Annotated in this window: 3 protein-coding genes; all 3 read left to right on the forward strand. The window is 76.4% G+C overall.

Features of this window, described 5'->3' with window-relative positions; translation table 11 throughout:
* The coding region (locus AB0L34_RS22695; protein WP_363706359.1) for an SDR family NAD(P)-dependent oxidoreductase at positions 1-6,462 on the forward strand (6,462 nt) is incomplete at its 5' end.
* A gap of 43 nt (positions 6,463-6,505) precedes the next feature.
* Positions 6,506-21,154 carry a type I polyketide synthase gene (locus AB0L34_RS22700; protein ID WP_363706360.1) on the forward strand — a complete coding sequence of 4,883 codons (14,649 nt, stop codon included), beginning with the start codon at positions 6,506-6,508 and terminating at the stop codon, positions 21,152-21,154.
* A gap of 87 nt (positions 21,155-21,241) precedes the next feature.
* On the forward strand, positions 21,242-23,102 hold a 1,861-nt coding region (locus tag AB0L34_RS22705), incomplete at its 3' end, for a type I polyketide synthase (protein ID WP_363706362.1).

The following is a 23,102-nucleotide window of genomic DNA, read 5'->3' on the forward strand; positions in this document are numbered from 1 at the left end:
GACGAGCTGACCGCCACCGGCGTACGGGTCAGCGTGGTGGCCTGCGACATGGCCGACCGCGACCAGGTCGCCGCGCTCGTGGCCGGCCTGGACGACGTCGCCCCGCTGACCGCCGTGCTGCACGCCGCCGGCACCGACCACCTCACGCCGCTGGTCGACACCGACCTCGACGTGTTCGACCACGTCATGGCCGGCAAGGCGCTCGGTGCGGTGCACCTCGACGAGTTCCTGGCCGACCGGGAACTCGACGCCTTCGTCACGTTCTCCTCCATCGCCGCGGTGTGGGGCAGCGCCGGCCAGTGCGGGTACGCGGCGGCGAACGCGTACCTCGACGGGCTCGCCGAGCAGCGCCGCGCCCGGGGCCTCACCGCCACCTCCATCTCCTGGGGCGCCTGGGCCGAGGGCGGCATGGCCACCACCGAGGAGACCCAACAGCTGCTCAGCCGCCGCGGCCTCAACCCGATGCAGCCGGCCGCCGCGCTGCTCGCCCTGCGCCGCGCCGTCGAGCACGGCGAGACCCGCCTGACCGTCGCCGACGTCGACTGGAGCCGTTTCCACCCGGCGTTCACCCTGGCCCGGCCCAGCCCGTTCCTCTCTGAGTTGCCCGCGGTGCGGGCGCTGGCCGAGGCCGAGGCGGAGACCGACGCGCCGGCCGGCGCGTCCGACGCGCTGCGCCACCTGGTCGACCTGACCGAGGCCGAGCAGGAGCGGGAGCTGCTCCGGCTCGTCAACGAGCAGGCCGCCCGGGTGCTCGGCCACGCCACCCCGGACGACCTGCGCGGCCGGCCGTTCAAGGACCTCGGCTTCGACTCGCTCACGGCCCTGGACTTCCGTACCCGGCTGAACGAGGCCACCGGGCTGCGGCTGCCGGCCACCCTCGTCTTCGACCACCCCACCCCGGCCGACCTGGCCCGGCACCTGCGCGAGACGGCGTTCGGCGGGGACCGCGCCGCCGCGGCCGTCGCGGTCGCCGTCACCGCCGGCGAGCCGATCGCCATCGTCGGCATGGCCTGCCGTTACCCGGGAGGCGCCGCGAGCCCCGACGAGCTGTGGCGGCTGGTCACCGAGGGCGTCGACGCGATCGGCGCGTTCCCCACCGACCGGGGCTGGGACACCCCCGCGCCGGACAGCGGCTACACCCCGGCCGGCGGCTTCCTTCACGACGTGACCGGCTTCGACCCGGCGTTCTTCGGCATCTCGCCCCGCGAGGCCCTGGCGATGGACCCGCAGCAGCGGCTCACCCTGGAGGCGTCCTGGGAGGTGCTGGAACGGGCCGGGATCGACCCGACCGCCCTCAAGGGCAGCCGCACCGGCGTTTACGTCGGCGCGTCCACCTCCGGCTACGGGAGCGGGCTGACCGAGGTGCCGGAGGGCACCGAGGGCTACCTGATGACCGGCGGCTCGCACAGCGTCATCTCCGGCCGGGTGGCGTACACGCTGGGGCTGGAGGGCCCGGCGATCACCGTGGACACCGCCTGCTCGTCGTCGCTGGTCGCGCTGCACCTGGCCGGCGAGGCGCTGCGCCGGGGCGAGTGCGACCTCGCCCTCGCCGGCGGGGTCGCCGTGATGGCCACCCCGGACACCTTCGCCGAGTTCTCCCGCCAGGGCGGCCTTGCCGCCGACGGGCGGTGCAAGTCGTTCGCCGCCGCCGCCGACGGCACCGGGTGGGCCGAGGGCGTCGGCGTGCTGCTGGTCGAGCGGCTGAGCGACGCGCGGCGCAACGGCCACCACGTCCTCGCCGTGCTGCGCGGCTCCGCGGTCAACCAGGACGGGGCGTCCAACGGGCTGACCGCCCCGAACGGGCCGTCCCAGCAGCGGGTCATCCGTCAGGCCCTCGCCAACGCCCGGCTGACCACCGCCGACGTGGACGTGGTCGAGGCGCACGGCACCGGCACCACCCTCGGCGACCCGATCGAGGCGCAGGCGCTGCTGGCCACGTACGGGCAGGACCGGGGCGACGCCGAGCCGCTGCTGCTCGGCTCGATCAAGTCGAACATCGGGCACGCCCAGGCCGCGGCCGGGATGGCCGGTGTGATCAAGATGGTGCAGGCCATGCGGCACGGCGTCGTCCCCGCGACCCTGCACGTGGACGAGCCCTCCCCGCACATCGACTGGACGGCCGGGGCCGTCACGCTCACCACCGAGCAGCGGCCGTGGCCGGAGACGGGCCGGCCGCGCCGGGCGGCGGTGTCGTCGTTCGGCGTCTCCGGCACCAACGCCCACGTCATCGTCGAACAGCCGGAGGAGCCCGCCGAGCCGGACGGCGCCGAGCCGACCGAGCCCGGATCGCCCGCCGAGGACGGCCCGGACGGGCTGGTCCGCTCGGACGCGGTGCTGTGGCCGCTGTCGGCGCGGTCCAGCGCGGCGCTGCGGGTCCAGGCGGAACGGCTCGCGCGGCACGTCCGCGAGCACGACGGCCTCGACCCGGCCGCCGTGGCCTGGTCGCTGGCGACCACCCGGGCCGCACTGGAGCAGCGTGCCGCCGTCGTCGGGGCGAGCACCGAGGACCTGCTGGCCGGCCTGGACGCCTTGGCGGCCGGCGTGCCGGCCGGCCACGTCGTCGGCGGCACGGCATCCACCCACGGGGTGGTGTTCGTGTTCCCCGGTCAGGGCGGGCAGGCGGTGCGGATGGCTGCGGGTCTGGTGGGGCGGTGTCCGGCGTTCGATGGGCGGTTGGCGGAGTGTCAGCGGGCGTTCGCGCCGTATCTGGACGTGGACGTCGTGTCGGTGTTGACCGGTGACGATGAGTCGTGGTTGGACCGGGTGGAGGTGTTGCAGCCGGTTCTGTTCGCGGTGGGTGTCTCTCTGGCGGAGGTGTGGCGGCAGGCGGGGGTGGTCCCGCAGTTGGTGATCGGCCACTCGCAGGGGGAGATCGCGGCGGCCTGTGTGGCGGGTGTGCTGTCGCTGGATGATGCGGCGAGGGCGGTGATTCTGCGGGCTCGTGCTCTGGCTGGTCTTGCGGGTACCGGGGCGATGGCGGCGGTGGACCTGTCGGCCGATGAGGTTGCGGTCCGTCTGGCGGACCACCCGGAGGTGGTTGTCGGGGTGGTGAACGGGCCGGCGACGGTGGTGGTCTCCGGGCCGCCGCGGCAGGTGGCGGAGTTGGTGGAGATGTTCCGGGCGGAGGGGGTGCGGGCTCGGCCGATCCGGTTCAACTACGCCTCGCATTCCCCGGCGGTGGAGCGGGTCCGCGAGCAGATGCTGGCTGATCTGGCGGGTCTGGCCCCGCAGCGTGGGCACGTCCCGATGGTGTCCACCCTCACCGGCGACTGGGCCGACCCGTCGGCGATGGACGGGGGTTACTGGTACGAGAACCTGCGGAACCCGGTGCGGTTCGACGCGGCCGTTCGGGTGGCGATCGAGGCCGGGCACACGACGTTCGTGGAGGTGTCCGCGCATCCGGTGTTGACGATGCCGGTCACGGCGATCCTGGACGACACGGGCGTCACCGGGCACACGGTGGGCAGCCTGCGGCGGGGTGACGACGACCCCACCCGGCTGCTGACCAACCTCGCCACCGCGCACGCGATCGGCCTGCCCGTCGACCTGCGCGAGGTCCTCGCGAAGACCCCGACCGTCGACCTGCCCACGTACCCGTTCGGGCGGGACCGGTACTGGCTGTCGCGCGGTGGCGCCAGCCGGGCCGGGCTGCCGTCGGTCGGCCTCGACGCGGTGGACCACCCGCTGCTCAGCGCGGCGGCCGACCTGCCCGGCGACGAGGGCCTGCTGCTCACCGGCCGGCTGTCGCTGGCCACCCACCCGTGGCTGGCCGACCACGCCGTGCTCGGCACGGCCCTGCTGCCCGGCACGGCCATGGTGGAGCTGGCGTCGTCCAGCGGTCGCGTCGTCGGCGCCGCCCATGTGGCGGAGCTGGTCCTGGAGGCCCCCCTCGTCGTCCCCCGGACCGGCGGCGTCGACCTGCGGGTCCGCGTCGGCCCGGCCGACGCCGACGGCTGCCGCCCCGTCGCCGTCCACTCGTACGTCGACGACGGCACCACCCGGCCGGAGACGGCCCGGCAGTGGCAGCGGCACGCCACGGGCCTGCTCGCCCCCACCCGGGCGGTGACGGTGGCCCCGGCCGGCGTGTGGCCGCCCGCCGACGCCGAACCGATCGCGCTGGACGCCCTCTACCCGCACCTCGCCGAGCAGGGCTACCACTACGGCCCGGTCTTCCAGGCCCTGCGCGCGGCCTGGCGCAGCGGCGGCGACATCCTCGCCGAGGTGGCGCTGGACGCCGACGCGGCCACCGACAGCGCCGCCTTCTCGGTGCACCCGGTGCTGCTCGACGCCGCTCTGCACGCCATCGGCGCCAGCGCCCTCGACCACGTCGACACCGGGGCGCAGCCGAGCGCGGCGCAGACCGGGTTGCCGTTCTCCTGGACGGACGTCGCGATCCAGCCCACCCGGGCCCGGGAACTGCGGGTCCGGCTCACGGTCACCGAGGCGTCGGTGGCGGCGACCGTCACGGACACCTCCGGCGTGCCCGTCGCGTCCCTCGACTCCCTCGTCCTGCGGCCGGTCAGCACGGACCAGCTCGACGTGGCCCGCCGGGCGGCGAACCGGTCGCTGCACCGGCTCGACTGGATCGCCCCTGAGCCCGGGACGGACCGGCCCGCCCGGATCGCCGTGCTCGGCGACGCCGACGGTTGGCCGGGCATGGAGGCGTACCGGGACCTCGACGAACTGGTCGAGGCCGTGACCCACGGGGCGGCCGTGCCCGACGCGGTGCTCGCCACCCGCGTGGGGAAGCGCGCCGACGAGCCGAGCCCGGCGCGGGCCGCGCACCTGGTCAGCCACGAGACGTTGGCGCTGGCGCAGGACTGGCTCACCCGGGAGCCGCTGGCGGACGCCCGGCTCGTCGTCATCACCCGGGGCGCGGTCTGCGTCGACGGCGACGAACGGCCCGCCGACCTGCCGGCCGCCACGGCGTGGGGGCTGGTGCGCTCCGCCCAGTCGGAGAACCCCGGCCGGTTCGTGCTGCTCGACCTCGACGACGACCCCCGCTCGGCGGTCGCCCTGCCGGCGGCGCTGGCCACCGGCGAACCGCAGCTCGCCGTCCGGGCCGGCCAGCTCCGGGTGCCCCGGCTGACCCGGCTCGGGTCGGCGCCGCAGGACCGGCCGGCGCCGGACCTGTCCGCCGGCACCGTCCTGGTCACCGGCGCCTTCGGCGTCATCGGCCGGCTGGTCGCCCGGCACCTCGTCGCCCGGCACGCGGTGCCCCGGCTGCTGCTGGTCAGCCGCAGCGGCCTCGACGCCCCGGGCGCGGCGGAGCTGGTCGAGGAGCTGACCGGGCTCGGCGCCACCGCCCAGGTCGTCGCCGCCGACGTCACCGACCGGGACGCCCTCGCCGTGCTGCTCGACGAGATCCCCGCCGACCGGCCGCTGGTCGGCGTCGTGCACGCCGCCGGCATCCTCGACGACGGGGTGCTGCCGGCACTCACCCCGGCCCGGTTCGACACCGTCCTCGGGCCGAAGGTGGACGCCGCCTGGCACCTGCACGAGCTGACCGAGAAGCTCGACCTGGCCGCGTTCGTGCTCTTCTCCTCCGCGGCCGGGCTGTTCGGCGGCCCCGGCCAGGCCAACCACGCCGCCGCGAACGCCTTCCTCGACGCCCTCGCCCACCACCGCCGGGCGAGCGGGCTCGCCGTCACCTCGATGGCGTGGGGGCCGTGGGCCAACCCCGACGAGCCCGGCGGGCCGCAGGGGCACGTGGACGAGGAGCGGATGAGCCGCGCCGGCTTCCACCCCCTCGACGCCGACGAGGGCATGGAGCTGTTCAGCGAGGGACTGCGCCTCGGCGACGCGGTGGTCGTACCGGTGAGCCTGGACCACGGGGTGTTCGGCCGGCTCGGCCCGGCGCTGCCCCGGCTGCTGCACGGCCTGGTCCGCCCGGCCGCCGGGGCGCCGGCGGCGGCGACCTCGGCAGCGGACGCGGCGGCGGCGCTGGCGGACACCCTCGCCGCCACCCCGGAGGGGGAGCGGGACCGGGTGCTGTCCGACCTGGTCCGCACCCACGCGGCCGCGGTGCTCGGCTACTCCTCGATGCGCGACATCGACGAGGAGAAGGGCTTCGTCGAGCTGGGCTTCGACTCGCTGACCGCAGTGGAGTTCCGCAACCGGCTCAGCGCCGCCACCGGGCTGCGCCTGCCGTCCACCCTGATCTACGACCGGCCGACCACCGCGGCCATCGTCGCCCACCTGCGCGGGTCGCTGCTCGCCGAGCGGACCACCTCCGCGCTGTCGGTGCTCGGCGAGCTGAACAAGCTGGAGACCGCCATGCGCGCGGTCGCCGCCGACGACACCGACCGGACCGCCGTCGCCGCCCGGCTGCGTGAGCTGCTCTCGCTCTGGACGTACGCCGAGGCCGACGTCGACGCCGCCGCCGCGGGCGACGGCAACCTCAGCTCCGCCAGCGCGGAGGAGCTGTTCAGCCTCCTCGACGACGAGCTCGGCACGGCCTGAGCGCGCATGTCCCGGACCTCTGACCCCGATACGGAGTGGCCCGATGCCCACTGAGGAAGAGTTCCTCGACTACCTCCGGCGCGCCACGGCCGACCTGCGCGAGGCACGGCGGCGCGTACGCGAGGTGGAGGCGAAGGACCGCGAGCCGATGGCCATCGTCGGCATGGCCTGCCGGTACCCGGGCGGCGTCACGAGCCCGGACGAGCTGTGGCGACTGGTCGCCGACGGCCGGGACGGGGTGGGGGACTTCCCGACCGACCGGGGCTGGGACCTGGAGCGGCTGTTCCACGTCGACCCGGACAACCCGGGCACGTCGTACGCCGACAAGGGCGGCTTCCTCTACGAGGCCACCGCGTTCGACCCGGCCTTCTTCGGCATCTCGCCCCGCGAGGCCCTGGCCATGGATCCGCAGCAGCGGCTGCTGCTGGAGAGCGCCTGGGAGGTGTTCGAGTCCGCCGGCCTCGACCCGCAGCGGCTGCGCGGCAGCCGCACCGGGGTGTTCGCCGGAGTGATGTACCACGACTACGCCTCCCGGGTGGTGGACCTGCCCGAGGGCGTGGAGGGGTACCTGGGCACCGGTAACTCCGGGAGCGTGGTGTCCGGCCGGGTGGCGTACACGTTCGGGTTCGAAGGGCCGGCCGTCACCGTCGACACCGCCTGCTCGTCGTCGCTGGTCGCCGTGCACCTGGCCGTGCAGGCGCTGCGTCAGCGCGACTGCGACCTCGCCCTGGCTGGCGGCGTGACCGTGCTGTCCACCCCCGGCGTCTTCGCCGAGTTCTCCCGGCAGCGCGGGCTCGCCGGCGACGGGCGGTGCAAGTCGTTCGCCGCCGCCGCCGACGGCACCGGCTGGGCCGAGGGGGTGGGCGTGCTGCTGCTCCAGCGGCTGTCGGACGCGCAACGCGACGGCCGGCGGATCTACGCGGTGATCCGGGGCAGCGCCGTCAACCAGGACGGGGCGAGCAGCGGCCTGACCACCCCGAACGGCCCCAGCCAGGAGCGGGTCATCCGGCAGGCCCTGGCCAACGCCCGGCTCTCCCCGGCCGACGTGGACGTGGTCGAGGCGCACGGCACGGGCACCACCCTGGGCGACCCGATCGAGGCGCAGGCGCTGCTGGCCACGTACGGGCAGGACCGCGCCGACGGGGAGCCGATGTGGCTCGGCTCGGTGAAGTCCAACCTCGGTCACACCCAGGCCGCGGCCGGGGCCGCCGGCATCATCAAGATGGTCATGGCGATGCGCCACGGCGTCCTGCCGCGCACCCTGCACGTCGACGAGCCCACCCCGCACGTCGACTGGTCGGCCGGCGCCGTCGAGCTGCTGACCGAGGCCCGGCCCTGGCCGGAGAAGCAGCGGGCGCGGCGGGCGGCCGTGTCGTCGTTCGGCGTCAGCGGCACCAACGCCCACGTCATCGTCGAACAGGCCCCCGCCGAGGAACCGGAGCCGGCGGGGCAGGCGGCCCCGCCGCCGCTGGTCCCGGTGCTCCTGTCCGCGCGCGGCCCCCGGTCCCTCGCCGCGCAGGCCCGCCGCTGGGCCGACCACCTCGCCACCGACTCCTCGGCCCGGCCCGTCGACGTCGCCGCGTCCTCGTTCAGCCGGGCCGGGCTCGACCGGCGGGCCGTCGTGCTCGCCGCCGACCGCGTCGACCTGCTCGCCGGACTGCGCGCCCTCGCCGACGGCGAGCCGGCCCCCTCGGTGGTCACCGGCGCGGCCACCTCCCGCGGCCGGGTCGCGTTCCTCTTCTCCGGCCAGGGCGCCCAGCGGGCCGGCATGGGCCGGCAGCTCGCCGAGGCGCACCCGGTCTTCGCCGCCGCCCTCGACGAGGTCTGCGCCCAGCTCGACCCGCACCTGCCGCGGCCGTTGCGGGAGGTGATGTTCGCCGAGGACGGCACCGCGGACGCGGAGCTGCTGCACCAGACGGTGTTCACCCAGGCCGGCCTGTTCGCCGTCGAGGTGGCCCTGGCCCGGCTCGCCGGGTCGTTCGGCGTCGTCCCCGACTTCCTGGTCGGCCACTCGATCGGCGAACTGGCCGCCGCACACGTCGCCGGGGTGCTCTCCCTCGCGGACGCGGCTGCGCTGGTCGCCGCCCGGGGCCGGCTCATGCAGGCCCTGCCGGCCGGCGGGGCGATGCTCGCCGTCGCCGCCGACGAGGCGTCGGTGGCCCAGTCGCTGTCCGGCGTGACCGGCCGCGTCGACATCGCCGCCGTCAACGGGCCCACCTCCGTCGTCGTCTCCGGCGACGCGCAGGCCGTCGACGAACTGGCCGCGCTCTGGGCCGACCGGGGAACGCCCACGCACCGGCTGCGGGTCAGCCACGCCTTCCACAGCGCGCTGATGGAGCCCATGCTCGCCGAGTTCGCGGCGGTCGCCGAGGGCCTGACGTTCCGCCCGCCCACCGTGCCGATCGTGTCGAACGTGACCGGCCGGATCGCCGAGCCGGAGCAGCTGTGCAGCCCCGGCTACTGGGTGCGGCACGTCCGGGAGGCCGTACGCTTCGCCGACGCCGTCCAGCAGCTCGCCGAGGCCGGCGTCGGCACGTACGTCGAGCTGGGGCCCAGCGGCGTGCTCACGGCCATGGCCCAGAGCTGCCTCACCGACCCGGCGGCGGTGCTGGTGCCGCTGGTCCGCAAGGACCGGCCGGAGCCCCGCGCCGTGCTGGAGGGGCTCGCCCGGCTGCACGCCGACGGCCTCACCGTCGACTGGGACGCGCTGCTCGCCGACGCCGGCGCCCGCCGGGTGGACCTGCCCACGTACGCGTTCGAGCACGAGCGGTACTGGCTGGAGCCGGTCGGCCGGCTCGCCGACGTGTCCGGCGCCGGACTCGGTGCGGCCGGGCACCCGCTGCTCGGCGCGGCGGTCTCCGTCGCCGGCGAGGACATGGTGCTGCTCACCGGCCGGCTGTCGCTGGCCACCCACCCGTGGCTGGCCGACCACGCGGTCTCCGGCGTCGTGGTGGTGCCCGGCACGGCGCTGGTCGAGCTGGTGGTGCGGGCCGGCGACGAGATCGGCGCCTCCCGCGTACGGGAGCTGACCGTCGCCGCGCCGCTGACGCTGCCCCCGGTCGGGGGCATGCGGGTGCAGGTGCGCGTCGGCCCGGCCGACGGTGCCGGCGTCCGCGCGGTGACCGTGCACGCCCAGTCCGAGGAGGACCCGGACGCCGGCTGGGTGCGGCACGCCGAGGGCGTACTGGAACCCGCCGCCGCCGAGGAACCCGGCCTGGAGGCGTGGCCGCCCGCCGCCGCGACCGAGGTGCGGCTCGACGACTGGTACGACGCGGTGGCCGGGCGCGGCCTCGCGTACGGGCCGGCGTTCCGGGGTCTGCGCCGGCTGTGGACCGGCGACGGCGAGGTGTACGCCGAGGTCGCCCTGCCGGAGGACGTGGCGGACGCCGCCGGCGCCTTCGGGGTGCACCCGGCGCTGTTGGACGCCGCCCTGCACCCCGTCGGGCTGCTGCTCGCCGGTGCGGGCGACGGCCCCCGGGTGCCGTTCGCGTTCGAGGGCGTCCAGGTGCACGCGTCCGGCGCGTCGGCGTTGCGGGTGCGGCTGTCCCGTGCCGGCTCGGCGGTGCGGCTGGTCGCCGCCGACGCCACGGGCGCGCCGGTCGTCTCCGTGGACTCCCTGGTCCTGCGGGAGATGACCGGCGTGACCGCCCCGGGCGCGGCGGCCCGGTCGATGTTCGAGGTGGTCTGGCAGGCCGAGGAGGTCACGGCGGTCGAGGACCTGACCGGCTGGGCGTTGCTCGCCGGCCCGGACCAGCCGAACGACGCCGGCCTGCCCGCGTTCGCCGACGTGGCGGCGGTGCTGGCCGCCGCGGCCGGAACGGGTGCGGAACCGCCGCGGATCCTCGTGCTGCCGGTGCCCACCCCGTCCGGCCCTGACGTGCCGGGATCGGTCCGGGCGGTGACCACGGACGTGCTCGGGGTGGTGCAGGCGTGGCTCGCCGCCGACGCCCTGGCCGACTCCCGACTGGTGGTGCTGACCCGGGGCGCCGTGGCGGCCCGCGACGCCGACCAGGTCGCCGACCTGCCCGGCGCCGCCGTGTGGGGCCTGCTCCGCTCGGCGCAGTCCGAGCACCCGGAGCGCCTGGTACTGGCCGACCTCGACCGTGACCCGGACGCCGCCACCCTCGCCGTGCTGGCCGGCGTCGCCGACGACCTGCCCGCCACCGGCGGGCAGGTGGCGCTGCGCGCCGACGCGGTCCTGACCCCCCGTCTCGCCCGCGCCACGCTCCCCGCCGAGGGGGACGCGCCGGCCCTCGGCGACGGCACGGTCCTGGTCACCGGCGGCACGGGGGCGCTGGCGGCCCTCGTGGCGGAGCACCTGGTCACGGCGTACGGGGCGCAGTCGCTGCTGCTGGTGTCCCGGCGGGGCCCTGACGCCCCCGGCGCGGACGCGCTGGCGCAGCGGCTCACCGGCCTGGGCGCCCGGGTCGAGGTCGTCGCCGCCGACGTCACCGACCGCGACCAGGTGGCGGCGCTCGTCGCCGGCGTCAGCGGCCGGCTGGCCGGCGTGGTGCACACCGCGGGCGTACTCGACGACGGCGTGGTCTCGGCGATCAGCCCGGAGCGGCTGGCCGGCGTGCTGGCCCCGAAGGTCGCCGCCGGCTGGTGGCTGCACGAGGCGACGCTCGGCCTGGACCTGGACCTGTTCGTGCTGTTCTCCTCCGCGGCGGGCGTGCTGGGCTCCCCGGGACAGGCCGCGTACGCGGCGGGGAACGCGTTCCTCGACGCGCTGGCGGTGCACCGCCGGCAGGCCGGCCTGCCGGCGGTCAGCCTGGCGTGGGGCATGTGGGACACCGCCGGCATGGCCGCGTCGGTGAGCGACGCCGACCGCGCCCGGTCGACCCGGTCCGGCATCACCGGGATGAGCACCGACACGGGCCTGGAGCTGTTCGACGCCGCCCTGGCCGCGGACCGGCCCGTGCTCGTACCGGCCGTCATCGACGTGGCGGCGATGCGGGCACAGGTCGTCGCCGGCCGGGTGCCGTCGCTGCTGCGGGTGCTGCTGGGCGCGGTCAACGCCCGCCGGCAGGCGGGCCGGGGCAACTGGGCCGACCGGCTGGCCGGACTGGACCCGCAGGAGGCCCGCGAGCAGGTCGACGCCCTCGTCCGCGGCCTGGTCGCCCAGGTCCTCGGGCACGGCGCCGCCGAGGCGGTGCCGGGGGACCGGGCGTTCCGGGAGCTGGGCTTCGACTCGCTGACGGCGGTGGAACTGCGCAACCGGATCAACGCGGCGACGGGGCTTCGGCTGCCGTCGACGCTGGTGTTCGACTACCCGACCGCGCGGATCCTCGCCGGCCAGGTCTACGCCGAGCTGGCCGGCGGTCGGGCGGCCACGGTCCCCGCCGCCGAGGCGGCCACGGGCACCGGCCTCGGCGAGCCCATCGCGATCGTCGGCATGGCCTGCCGGTACCCGGGCGGGGTCGACAGCCCCGACCAGCTGTGGGAGTTGCTGGCCACGGGCGGGGACGGGATCGGCGAGTTCCCGGCCGACCGGGGATGGGACCTGGACTCGCTGTTCGACCCGGACCCGAACAGCAGCGGTACGTCGTACACCCGGCAGGGCGGATTCCTGTACGGGGCCGCCGAGTTCGACCCGGGCTTCTTCGGGATCTCGCCGCGCGAGGCGCTGGCGATGGACCCGCAGCAGCGGCTGCTGCTGGAAACCTCGTGGGAGGCGTTCGAGTCGGGGGGCCTCGACCCGCACCGGCTGCGGGGCAGCCGGACGGGCGTGTTCGCGGGCGTCATGTACCACGACTACGCGTCCCGCCTGATGGACCTGCCCGCCGAGGTGGAGGGCTACATCGGCACCGGCACCTCCGGCAGCGTGCTGTCCGGCCGGGTGGCGTACACGTTCGGCCTCGAGGGCCCGGCGGTCACGGTCGACACGGCGTGCTCCTCCAGCCTCGTCGCGCTGCACCTCGCGGCGCAGGCGCTGCGGTCGGGGGAGTGCGATCTGGCCCTCGCGGGCGGCGTGACCGTGATGGCCACCCCGGGCACGTTCGTCGAGTTCTCGCGGCAGCGCGCGCTGTCGCAGGACGGGCGGTGCAAGTCGTTCGCCGCCTCCGCCGACGGCACCGGCTGGGCGGAGGGCGCGGGCGTGCTGCTCGTGCAGCGGCTCTCCGACGCCCAGCGGGAGGGCCGGCGCATCCTGGCCGTCGTTCGCGGGACCGCCGTGAACCAGGACGGCGCGTCGAACGGGTTGACCGCGCCGAACGGGCCGTCGCAGCAGCGGGTGATCCGGCAGGCCCTGGCGAACGCCCGCCTGTCCACGGTGGACGTGGACGCCGTGGAGGCGCACGGCACCGGCACCACCCTGGGTGACCCGATCGAGGCGCAGGCGTTGCTGGCGACGTACGGGCAGGACCGGCCGGGTGACCGGCCGCTGCTGCTGGGATCGGTCAAGTCGAACATCGGCCACACGCAGGCCGCGGCCGGCGTGGCCGGTGTGATCAAGATGGTCCTCGCGATGCGGCACGGCATCGTCCCGCCGACCCTGCACGTCGACGAGCCGTCCCCGCACATCGACTGGACCGCCGGTGCCGTGACCCTGGCCACCGAGGCGACCCCGTGGCCGGCCGTCGACCGGCCGCGCCGGGCTGCCGTGTCCTCGTTCGGGATCTCCGGCACCAACGCCCACGTGGTGTTGGAGCAGGCCCCCGAGCCCACGGTCGTGGCGGAGTTCCGGCCCGGCACCGCCGCCGACGCCGGGCTCGTCCCGCTCGTGCTGTCCGCCGCGGACCGGACCGCCCTGCGGGAGCAGGCCGTCCGGCTGCGGTCGCACCTCGCCGCGCACCCCGAGATCCAGCCGGACGAGGTGGCGTACGCCCTGGCGACCACGCGGGCCTCGTTCCCGCACCGGGCCGTGGTGCTCGGCCGGGACCAGGCCGAGCTGACCCGGGGCCTCACCGCGATCGCCGACGGCCAGGCCGTCCCCGCCGTGGTGACCGGTACGGCCCTGCGCAACACCGCCCCCGTCTTCGTCTTCCCCGGAGACGGCTCGCCGTGGCCCGGCATGGCGGTGGAGTTGCTGGACAGCTCCCCGGTCTTCGCCGCGTCGATGGCCGAGTGCGAGGCCGTCCTCGCGCCCTGGGTCGGCTGGTCGCTGACCGACGTGCTGCGCGGCGCCGAGGGCGCCCCGCCGCTGGCCGCGTCCGGCGTGCTGGAACCCGCCCTCTGGGCGGTGACGGTCTCCCTGGCCCGGCTGTGGCGCTCACTCGGCGTACGGCCGGCCGCGGTGGTCGGGCACGCCCAGGGGGAGATCGCCGCCGCCTGCGTGGCCGGCGCCCTCTCCCTGGAGGACGCCGCCCGGATCGTGGCCCTGCGCAGCCAGGTGCTGGTCGACCTCGCCAACGAGGGCGGGACGGTCGACGCCTTCCACGTCGAGGGTGCCCTCCACCCCGCGCGGATCGAGGCTGTCGCCGACCGGTTCCTGAGCGCCCTCGACGGGATCACCGCCCGCCCCGCCGAGCTGCCCTTCTACTCCGCGCTGACCGGCCGGCAGGCCGACACCACCACCCTCGACGCCCACTACTGGCTCCGCAACCTGCGGGAGACGGTGGACGTCGAGCGGGCCGTGCGCAGCCTGCTCGCCGACGGCCACCAGGTCTTCCTGGAGGTCGGCCCGCACCCGGTGCTCAGCTCCGGGATGCGGGAGACGGCCGACGCCGGCGAGCACGAGGCGGCCGTGGTGGACACCCTGCGCCACGACGAGGGCGGCTGGCCCCGGATGCTCGCCGCCCTCGCCGAGCTGCACGTACACGGCGTCGACGCGGACTGGAACGCCGTCTGCGGCGTGCGTACCGGACCGGCCGTGCCGCTGCCGACGTACGCCTTCCACCGGCAGCGGTACTGGCCCGAGGCGCCGCTGCGCACCGGCCCGGCAGCCACGGTGGAGGACCCCGCCGAGCGCCAGTTCTGGGACGCCGTGGAGCGGGCCGACGCGGACGCCCTCGCCGCCGCCATGCGTATCGACGGGACCGCGGCGCGGACGCTCGGCGAGGCGCTGCCGGTGCTCTCCGGGTGGCGGCAGCGCCGCCGCGACGAGTCCACGGTGGACGCCTGGCGCTACCGCGTGCACTGGAAGCCCCTCACCGCCGCGTCCTCCGCCCGGCTCGGCGGGACCTGGCTGCTCGTGGCGCCCGCCGCGTACGCCGACCACCCGCTGGTCGGGCAGGTCGCCCAGGCCCTCGGCGAGGCCGGGGCGGACGTCGTCCCGGTGACCGTCGCCGACCCGGACCGCGCGTCGCTGGCCGGGCAGCTCGCCCACCTCGCCACCGACGCCGTCACCGGCGTGCTCTCCCTGCTCGCCCTCGACGAGACCGGCCACCCGGACCGTCCCGTGGTGCCCGCCGGGCTGGCCGGCACGCTCGCCCTGGTGCAGGCCCTCGGCGACCTCGGGATCACCGCCCCGCTGTGGTGCGCCACCAGCGGTGCCGTCTCCACCGGTCGCGCCGATCCGCTCGACCACCCCCGGCAGGCCCCGGTGTGGGGCCTCGGCCGGGTGGTCGCCCTGGAACACCCCGAGCGATGGGGCGGCCTGGTCGACCTGCCGGCCGCCCTGGACCGGAGCTCGCGGGGCCGGCTCGGCGCCGTCCTCGCCGGGGCCGGGCACGAGGACCAGATCGCCGTCCGCCCCTCCGGCCTGTTCGCCCGCCGGCTCGTCCGCGCCGGCACGGACACCCCGCCGGCGGCCACCGGCTGGCGTCCCGCCGGCACCGTCCTGGTCACCGGCGGCCTCGGCTCGCTCGGCGCGCACGTGGCCCGCTGGCTCGCCCGCGGCGGCGCGTCCCACCTGGTGCTGACCAGCCGGCAGGGCCCGGCGGCGGCCGGTGCGGCCGAACTGGAGGCGGAGCTGACCGCGCTCGGCGCGACCGTCACCGTGGCGGCCTGCGACGTGGCCGACCTCGACTCGCTGCGCGGCCTCGTCGACCGGCTCGCCGGGCAGGGCGTCCGGATCGACGCGGTCTTCCACGCCGCCGGGGTCGCCCTCGCGGGCCCGCTCGCCGGCACCGACCTGACCCAGCTCGCCGACGGCCTGCGCGCGAAGGTGGCCGGCGCGGTCAACCTCGACGAGACCTTCGGCGGCGACCTGGGCGCGTTCGTCCTGTTCTCCTCCGGGGCGGGCGTCTGGGGCGGCGGCCTGCAGGGCGCTTACGCCGCCGGCAACGCGTTCCTCGACGCGCTCGCCGAGGACCGGCGTCGCCGGGGCCTCGCGGCCACCGCCGTGGCCTGGGGCGCCTGGGACGGCGGCGGCATGGTGGAGACCGACGGCGCCGCCGACCACATGTTCCGCTCCGGCGTCCGGCCGATGCGCCCCGACCTGGCCGTCGCCGTGCTCGCCCGGGCCCTCGCCCACGACGAGGCCGCCCTCACCGTGGCCGACATCGCCTGGGACCGGTTCCACCAGACCTACGCGATGACCCGCCCCCGGCCACTGATCGAGGACGTTCCCGAGGTCGCCCGGATCATCGCCGCCGCCCGTGCCCGCGACCACGACGAGCCGGCCGAGGCGTCCCCCCTGCGCGGCCGGCTCGCCGGCCTGGCCGAGCCGGAGCGCCGCCGCACCCTGCTGGAGCTGGTCCGGATGCACGCCGCGGCGGTGCTCGGGCACGCCTCCGCCGAGGCGATCGGTGTGGACCGGCCGTTCCGCGAGATCGGCTTCGACTCGCTCAGCGCGGTGGAGATGCGTAACCGGCTGGGCGAGGCGGTCGGGCTGCGGCTGCCCGCCACGCTGGTCTTCGACCGGCCCACCCCGTCCCTGCTCGCCGGCTGGCTGGCCGACCGGATCCTCGGCGTGACCGACGAGTCGGCCGCCCCCACGCAGGCCGTCGCCGCGCTGGACGAGCCGATCGCCATCGTCGCCATGAGCTGCCGCTACCCCGGAGGGGTGACCAGCCCGGAGGACCTGTGGCGGCTGGTGGCCGAGGGCCGCGACGCCATCGCCCCCTTCCCCGCCGACCGGGGCTGGGACCTCGACGCCATCTACGCCCCCGACCCCGACACCCCCGGCACCTCGTACGTCCGGGAGGGCGGCTTCGTCGCCGACGTCGGCGGGTTCGACCCGGGCCTGTTCGGCATCTCGCCCCGTGAGGCCCTGGTGATGGACCCGCAGCAGCGGCTGCTGCTGGAGACCGGGTGGGAGCTGTTCGAGCGCGCCGGCATCGCCCCCACGGACATGCGGGAGACCAGCACCGGCGTCTTCGTCGGCACCAACGGGCAGGACTACGCCACCCTGCTGATGGCCGCGCGGGCCGAGACCGAGGGCTACCAGGCGACGGGCAACACCGCGGCGGTCGTCTCCGGCCGGCTGTCCTACACGTTCGGCCTGCAGGGCCCCGCGGTCACGGTGGACACGGCGTGCTCGTCGTCGCTGGTCGCACTGCACCTGGCCGCGCAGGCGCTGCGCTCCGGCGAGTGTGATCTCGCGTTGGCCGGCGGCGTCACGGTGATGTCGACGCCGGGCGCGTTCCTCGAGTTCTCCCGGCAGCGCGGGCTCGCCGCCGACGGGCGGGTCAAGGCGTTCGCCGCGGCGGCGGACGGCACCGGCTGGGGCGAGGGCGTCGGCCTGCTGCTCCTGCAGCGGCTCTCCGACGCCCGGCGCGAGGGCCGGCGCGTGCTCGCCGTGGTACGCGGCTCCGCGACCAACCAGGACGGCGCGTCCAACGGGCTCACCGCCCCCAACGGGCCCGCCCAGCAGCGGGTCATCCGGCAGGCCCTGGCCAACGCCCGGCTCTCCCCGGCCGACGTGGACGTCGTCGACGGCCACGGCACCGGCACCCGCCTCGGCGACCCGATCGAGGCGCAGGCCCTGCTCGCCACGTACGGGCAGGACCGGCCCGCCGACCGGCCGCTGTGGCTCGGCTCGATCAAGTCGAACATCGGCCACACCCAGGCGGCGGCGGGCGTCGCCGGGGTGATCAAGATGGTCCTCGCCATGCGGCACGACGTGCTGCCGCCCACCCTGCACGTCGACGAGCCCACCCCGCAGGTCGACTGGTCCGAAGGCGCGGTCGCGCTGCTCGCCGAGCCCCAGCCGTGGCCCGTCGTGGACCGGCCGCGCCGGGCCGCGGTGTCGTCGTTCGGGGTCAGCGGCACCAACGCCCACGTCATCCTCGAACAGGCCCCGCCGGCCGAGGACGACGCGCGGCGGACGGACGACGCGCCACGGACCGACACCGCGCGGCCCCCGGCGCCGCCGCTGCTGCCCTGGGCGGTCTCCGGCACCGACGAGGACGCGCTGCGCGCCCAGGCGGCCCGGCTCGCCGAGTGGGCGTCCACCGAGCCCGCCGCCGACGCGGCCGTCGCCCGGGCCCTGGCCACCGGCCGGTCCCACCTGCGGCACCGCGCGGTGCTCCTCGCGGCCGACCGGGACACGTACGTGGCCGGGCTGCGGGCGCTCGCCGCCGGGCAGACCCACCCGAGCCTCACCCGGGACGTCGCCGCGTCCGGCGGCACCGTCGCCGCGCTCTTCTCCGGGCAGGGCGCGCAGCACGCGGGAATGGGCCGGGAGCTGTACGAGACGTTCCCCGTCTTCGCCGAGGCACTCGACGAGGTCTGTCAGCACCTCGACGCCCACCTGCCCCGGCCGCTCAAGACGGTGCTGTTCGCCGCCGACGGCAGCGCCGAGGCCGCGCTGCTGGACCAGACCGTCTTCACCCAGGCCGGGCTGTTCGCCGTCGAGGTGGCGCTGCACCGGCTGCTGGCGGGCTGGGGCGTCCGTCCCGACCTGGTCGCCGGGCACTCCGTCGGCGAGATCGCCGCCGCGCACGTGGCCGGGGTGCTCACCCTGCCGGACGCCTGCGCCCTGGTCGGCCACCGGGGCCGGCTCATGCAGGCCCTCCCGGCCGGCGGCGGGATGCTCGCCGTCGCCGCCGGCGAGGCCGAGGTCACCGACACCCTCGCCCCGTACGTCGACCGGGTGGCCGTCGCCGCCGTCAACGGGCCGGCCGCCGTGGTGGTCTCCGGCGACGGCGACGCGCTCACCGAACTGGCCGAGCACTTCACCGCGCTCGGCGTACGCGTCAAGCGGCTCAACGTCAGCCACGCGTTCCACAGCCCGCTGATGGAGCCGATGCTGGCCGAGTTCGCCGCCGTCGCCGCCACCTGTGACTACGCCCCGCCGACCGTGCCGCTGGTGTCCAACCTGACCGGCCGGGTCGCCGACCCCGAGGTGGTCTGCACCCCGGACTACTGGGTGCGGCACGTGCGGGAGGCGGTCCGGTTCGCCGACACCGTCACCCACCTGCGCGACCTCGGGGTGGGCACCCTGCTGGAGGTCGGCCCCGACACCGTGCTCACCGCCCTGGCCGCCGACGCGCTGCCCGACGACGGCCCGCTCGTCACCGGGACGCAGCGTCGAGGCCGGGGAGAGGTGGCCGCCCTGCTCGGCGCGCTGGCCCGGCTGCACTGCCACGGCGTACGCGTCGACTGGGCGGCGGTGCTGCCCACCGCCGACCCGGCCGAGCCGCCCACGTACGCGTTCCGGCACCGGCGGTACTGGCCCGTCGGCGACGGCGACGTGGTCAGGGCCGCCGGGCAGGCCACCGCCGTGGCCGGCACCGCCGACGAGGCGTTCTGGCAGGCCGTGGCCGCGGGCGACGGCGAAGGACTGGCGGCCCGGTTCGGCGTGGACCCCGACCAGCCGCTGCGCGCCCAACTGCCGACCCTCGCCGAGTGGCACCGCCGGCGGCAGGCCGACGCGCTGGTCGACGGCTGGCGTTACCGGATCACCTGGCCGCAGCGGCGGCTCACCGCCGGCGACGCCACGGGGGACTGGCTGCTGGTCGTCCCGGCGGGCGCGGCGGCGGAGACGGCCGACCGGATCGCCGAGCTGATCGGCGCGCACGGCGGCGACGTACGGAGCGTCGCGGTCGACCCCGCGGCCGTCACCCGGGCCGAGCTGGCCGGGCTGCTGCCCGCCGGCCCACCCACCCGGATCGTCTCGCTGCTCGCCCTGGACGAGCGCGCCCACCCCGACCACCCGAACGTGCCCGCCGGGCTCACCGGCAACCTCGCCCTCGTCCAGGCCGTCGCCGACGGCGCCCCGGCCGGGCCGCTGTGGCTGCTCACCCGGCAGGCCGTCAGCACCGGCCCCGGCGACGCCATCGCGCACCCGGCCCAGGCCACCACCTGGGGCCTCGGCCTGGTCACCGCCCTGGAGCACCCCGCGCACTGGGGTGGCCTGCTCGACCTGCCGGCCGAGCTGGACGCCACCACCGGGGAGCACCTGCTGCGGGCGCTGACCAACACCGACGCCGAGGACCAGCTCGCCGTCCGCCCCCTGGGCACGCACCTGCGGCGGCTGGCCCGGGCGGCCCGCGCCGAGGCGTCCGACGCCCCGGCCTGGCAGCCGCCGGACACCGTGCTCATCACCGGCGGCACCGGCGCCATCGGCCGGTACGCCGCGACGTGGCTGGCCCGGCACGGCACCCGGCGCCTGATCCTGGTCAGCCGGCGCGGCGCGGACGCCCCAGGCGTCGCCGACACCGTCGCCGAGCTGGCCGACCTGGGCGCGCAGGCCACCGTGCTCGCCTGCGACCTCGCCGACCGGGACGCCGTCGCGGCCCTGGTCGACGGGCTGCGTCGTGACGGCGAGACCGTACGCGCCGTGGTGCACGCGGCCGGCGTCGGACGCCTCAACCCCGTCGCCGTGGTCACCGCCGACGAGCTCGCCGACGTGGTCTCCGGCAAGACCGCCGGCGCCCGCCACCTCGACGAGCTGCTCGACCCGGACGACCTGGAGCTGGTCGTCTACTTCTCCTCCATCGCGGCGGCCTGGGGCGTCGGCGACCACGGCGCGTACGCCGCCGGCAACGCCTTCCTCGACGCCTGGGCGCAGTCCCGGCCCGCCGGCCGGGCCCGGGTGCTCTCGGTCAACTGGGGGCCGTGGGCCGGCGGCGGCATGATCAGCGACGACCTCGCTGTGGCGATGAGCCGGCGCGGGGTCACGCTGCTCGACCGGGAGCCGGCCATGGCCGCCCTGCGCGCCGCGGTCGAGGGGGACGGCGCGGTGCTCACCGTCGCCGACGTCGACTGGGCCCGCTTCGCCCCGGTCTTCGCCTCCGCCCGGCCCCGGCCGCTGATCAGCGACCTGCCCGAGGTGGCGGCGCTGCGCACCGGTCCCGACCCGGCCGACGAGGGCGGCGACGAGGTGCTCACCGGACTGCGTAAGCGGCTCGCCGACCTCACCACCAGCGAGCAGAACCGGCTGCTGGTCGACCTGATCCGCACCGCCGCCGCCGAGGTGATCGGCCACGACAGCCCGTACGCCCTGGAGGCCGACCGGCCGTTCCGGGACCTCGGCTTCGACTCGCTGACCGCCGTGGAGCTGCGCGGCCGGCTGGCGAAGGCCACCGGCCTCAGCCCGGCCAGCTCGGTGGTGTTCGACTACCCGACCCCGCAGGCCCTCGCCGAGCACCTGCGGGCCGAACTGGTCAGCGAGGCATCGGTGGAGGCGCTGCCCACCGTCGAGGAGCTCGACCGGCTGGAGGAGGCGCTCGCCCGGCGCGAGGCCGACGACATCGGCCGGGTGCGGATCACCATGCGGCTGCACCGGCTGCTGGAGCGCCTCGGCGCCGCCGAGCGGGGCGCCGGCGAGCGGCCCGACGAGGCCGCCGACGTGGCCGACCGGCTGCGGACGGCCAGCAACCAGGAGCTTTTCGATCTTTTGGACAGGGACCTCGGGCTTTCCTGAGGCACGCGTCACCTACCGGTAATGAACGAGGAAGTGAGACCAACCATGGCGAACGTGCCGGTGGAGAACGAGGGCTCGGGACCGACCATGTCGGACGAAGAACGGCTCCGTGGGTACCTGACGCGTGTCATGGCCGAGCTGCACCAGACCCGCCAGCGGCTGCGCGAGGTCACCGCCGAGGAGTCGGAGCCGCTGGCCATCGTGGCCATGAGCTGCCGCTACCCCGGCGGCATCAGCTCGCCGGAGGAGCTGTGGCGGTTCGTCTCGGCCGGCGGCGACGCCATCGGCGACTTCCCCGCCGACCGGGGCTGGGACCTCGACCGGCTGCACCATGCCGATCCGGACAACCCCGGCACCTCGTACACCGCGTCCGGCGGGTTCCTGTCCGACGCCGGGCACTTCGACGCGGCCCTGTTCGGCATCTCGCCCCGCGAGGCCGTCGCCATGGACCCCCAGCAGCGGCTGCTGCTGGAAACCAGCTGGGAGTTGTTCGAGCGGGCCGGCATCGCGCCACTGTCGCTGCGGGGTAGCCGCACCGGCGTCTTCATGGGCACCTCCGGCCAGGACTACGCCGCCGTCATGCACCGCGCCCCCGGCGTCGAGGGATACGTCCTCACCGGCACCGCCGCCAGCGTCGTCTCCGGCCGGCTCGCGTACACGTTCGGGCTCGAAGGCCCCGCGGTCACCGTGGACACCGCCTGCTCGTCGTCGTCCGTCGCCGTCCACCTGGCCTGCCAGGCGCTGCGCGAACGCGAGTGCGGCCTGGCCCTCGCCGGCGGGGCCACCGTCATGGCCACCCCCGGCGCCTTCCTCGAGTTCTCCCGGCAGCGCGGCCTCGCCGCCGACGGCCGGTGCAAGTCGTTCGCCGCGTCCGCCGACGGCACCGGCTGGTCCGAGGGCGTCGGCGTGCTGCTGCTCGAACGGCTCAGCGACGCCCGCCGCAACGGTCACCCGGTGCTCGGGATCATCCGCAGCTCCGCGGTCAACCAGGACGGTGCGAGCAACGGCCTCACCGCCCCCAACGGGCCCGCCCAGCAGCGGGTCATCCGCCAGGCGCTGGCCAGCGCGAAGCTCACCCCCGACCTGGTCGACGCCGTCGAGGCGCACGGTACGGGCACCACCCTCGGCGACCCGATCGAGGCGCAGGCGCTGCTCGCCACGTACGGGCAGGACCGGGGCGACGGCGCCCCGCTGCTGCTCGGGTCGATCAAGTCGAACATCGGGCACACCCAGGCCGCCTCCGGGATCGCCGGGATCATCAAGATGGTCCTCGCGATGCGGCACGGTGTGCTGCCGCCCACCCTGCACGTGGACGAGCCCACCCCGCACGTCGACTGGACCGCCGGCGCGGTCGCCCTGGTCACCGAACCGACGCCGTGGCCGGCGGTGGACCGGCCCCGCCGGGCCGCCGTCTCCTCGTTCGGGATGAGCGGCACCAACGCCCACCTCATCCTCGAACAACCCGAGGAGGCTCCCGCCGACGCCGAGCGGGCGGAGCTTCCCGCGCCCGCGCCCGTGCTGCTCACCGGGCGTACCCGCACCGCGCTGCGCCGCCAGGCCGAGCTCTGGTCCGGGTACGTCGCCGGCGACGCCGACCTGAACCCGGCCGACGTCGCCTGGACCTCGGCGGTCTCGCGGTCGCCCCTCGACCACCGGGCGGTGGTCTTCGCCTCCGGTCGGGACGAGTTGACCGCGGCGTTGGACGCGCTCGCCGACGGTCGGCCGGCGTCGCAGGTCGTGACCGGGGTTGCCGGTGCGCCCGGTGAGGTCGCGTTCGTGTTCCCTGGTCAGGGTTCGCAGTGGGTGGGCATGGCCGCGGAGCTTCTCGACACGGCTCCGGTGTTCGCGGAGAAGTTGGGGGCGTGTGCGGAGGCGTTGCGTCCGTACGTGGACTGGTCGCTGCTGGATGTGGTGCGTGGTGTGCCGGGTGCGCCGTCGTTGGAGCGGG

It is taken from the genome of Micromonospora sp. NPDC052213 (assembly GCF_040679695.1).
Classification (GTDB): domain Bacteria; phylum Actinomycetota; class Actinomycetes; order Mycobacteriales; family Micromonosporaceae; genus Micromonospora.

Excerpts from the sequence above, each read along its gene's own strand:
- AB0L34_RS22700 (WP_363706360.1), top strand. The coding sequence starts at position 6,506 with ATGCCCACTGAGGAAGAGTTCCTCGACTACCTCCGGCGCGCCACGGCC.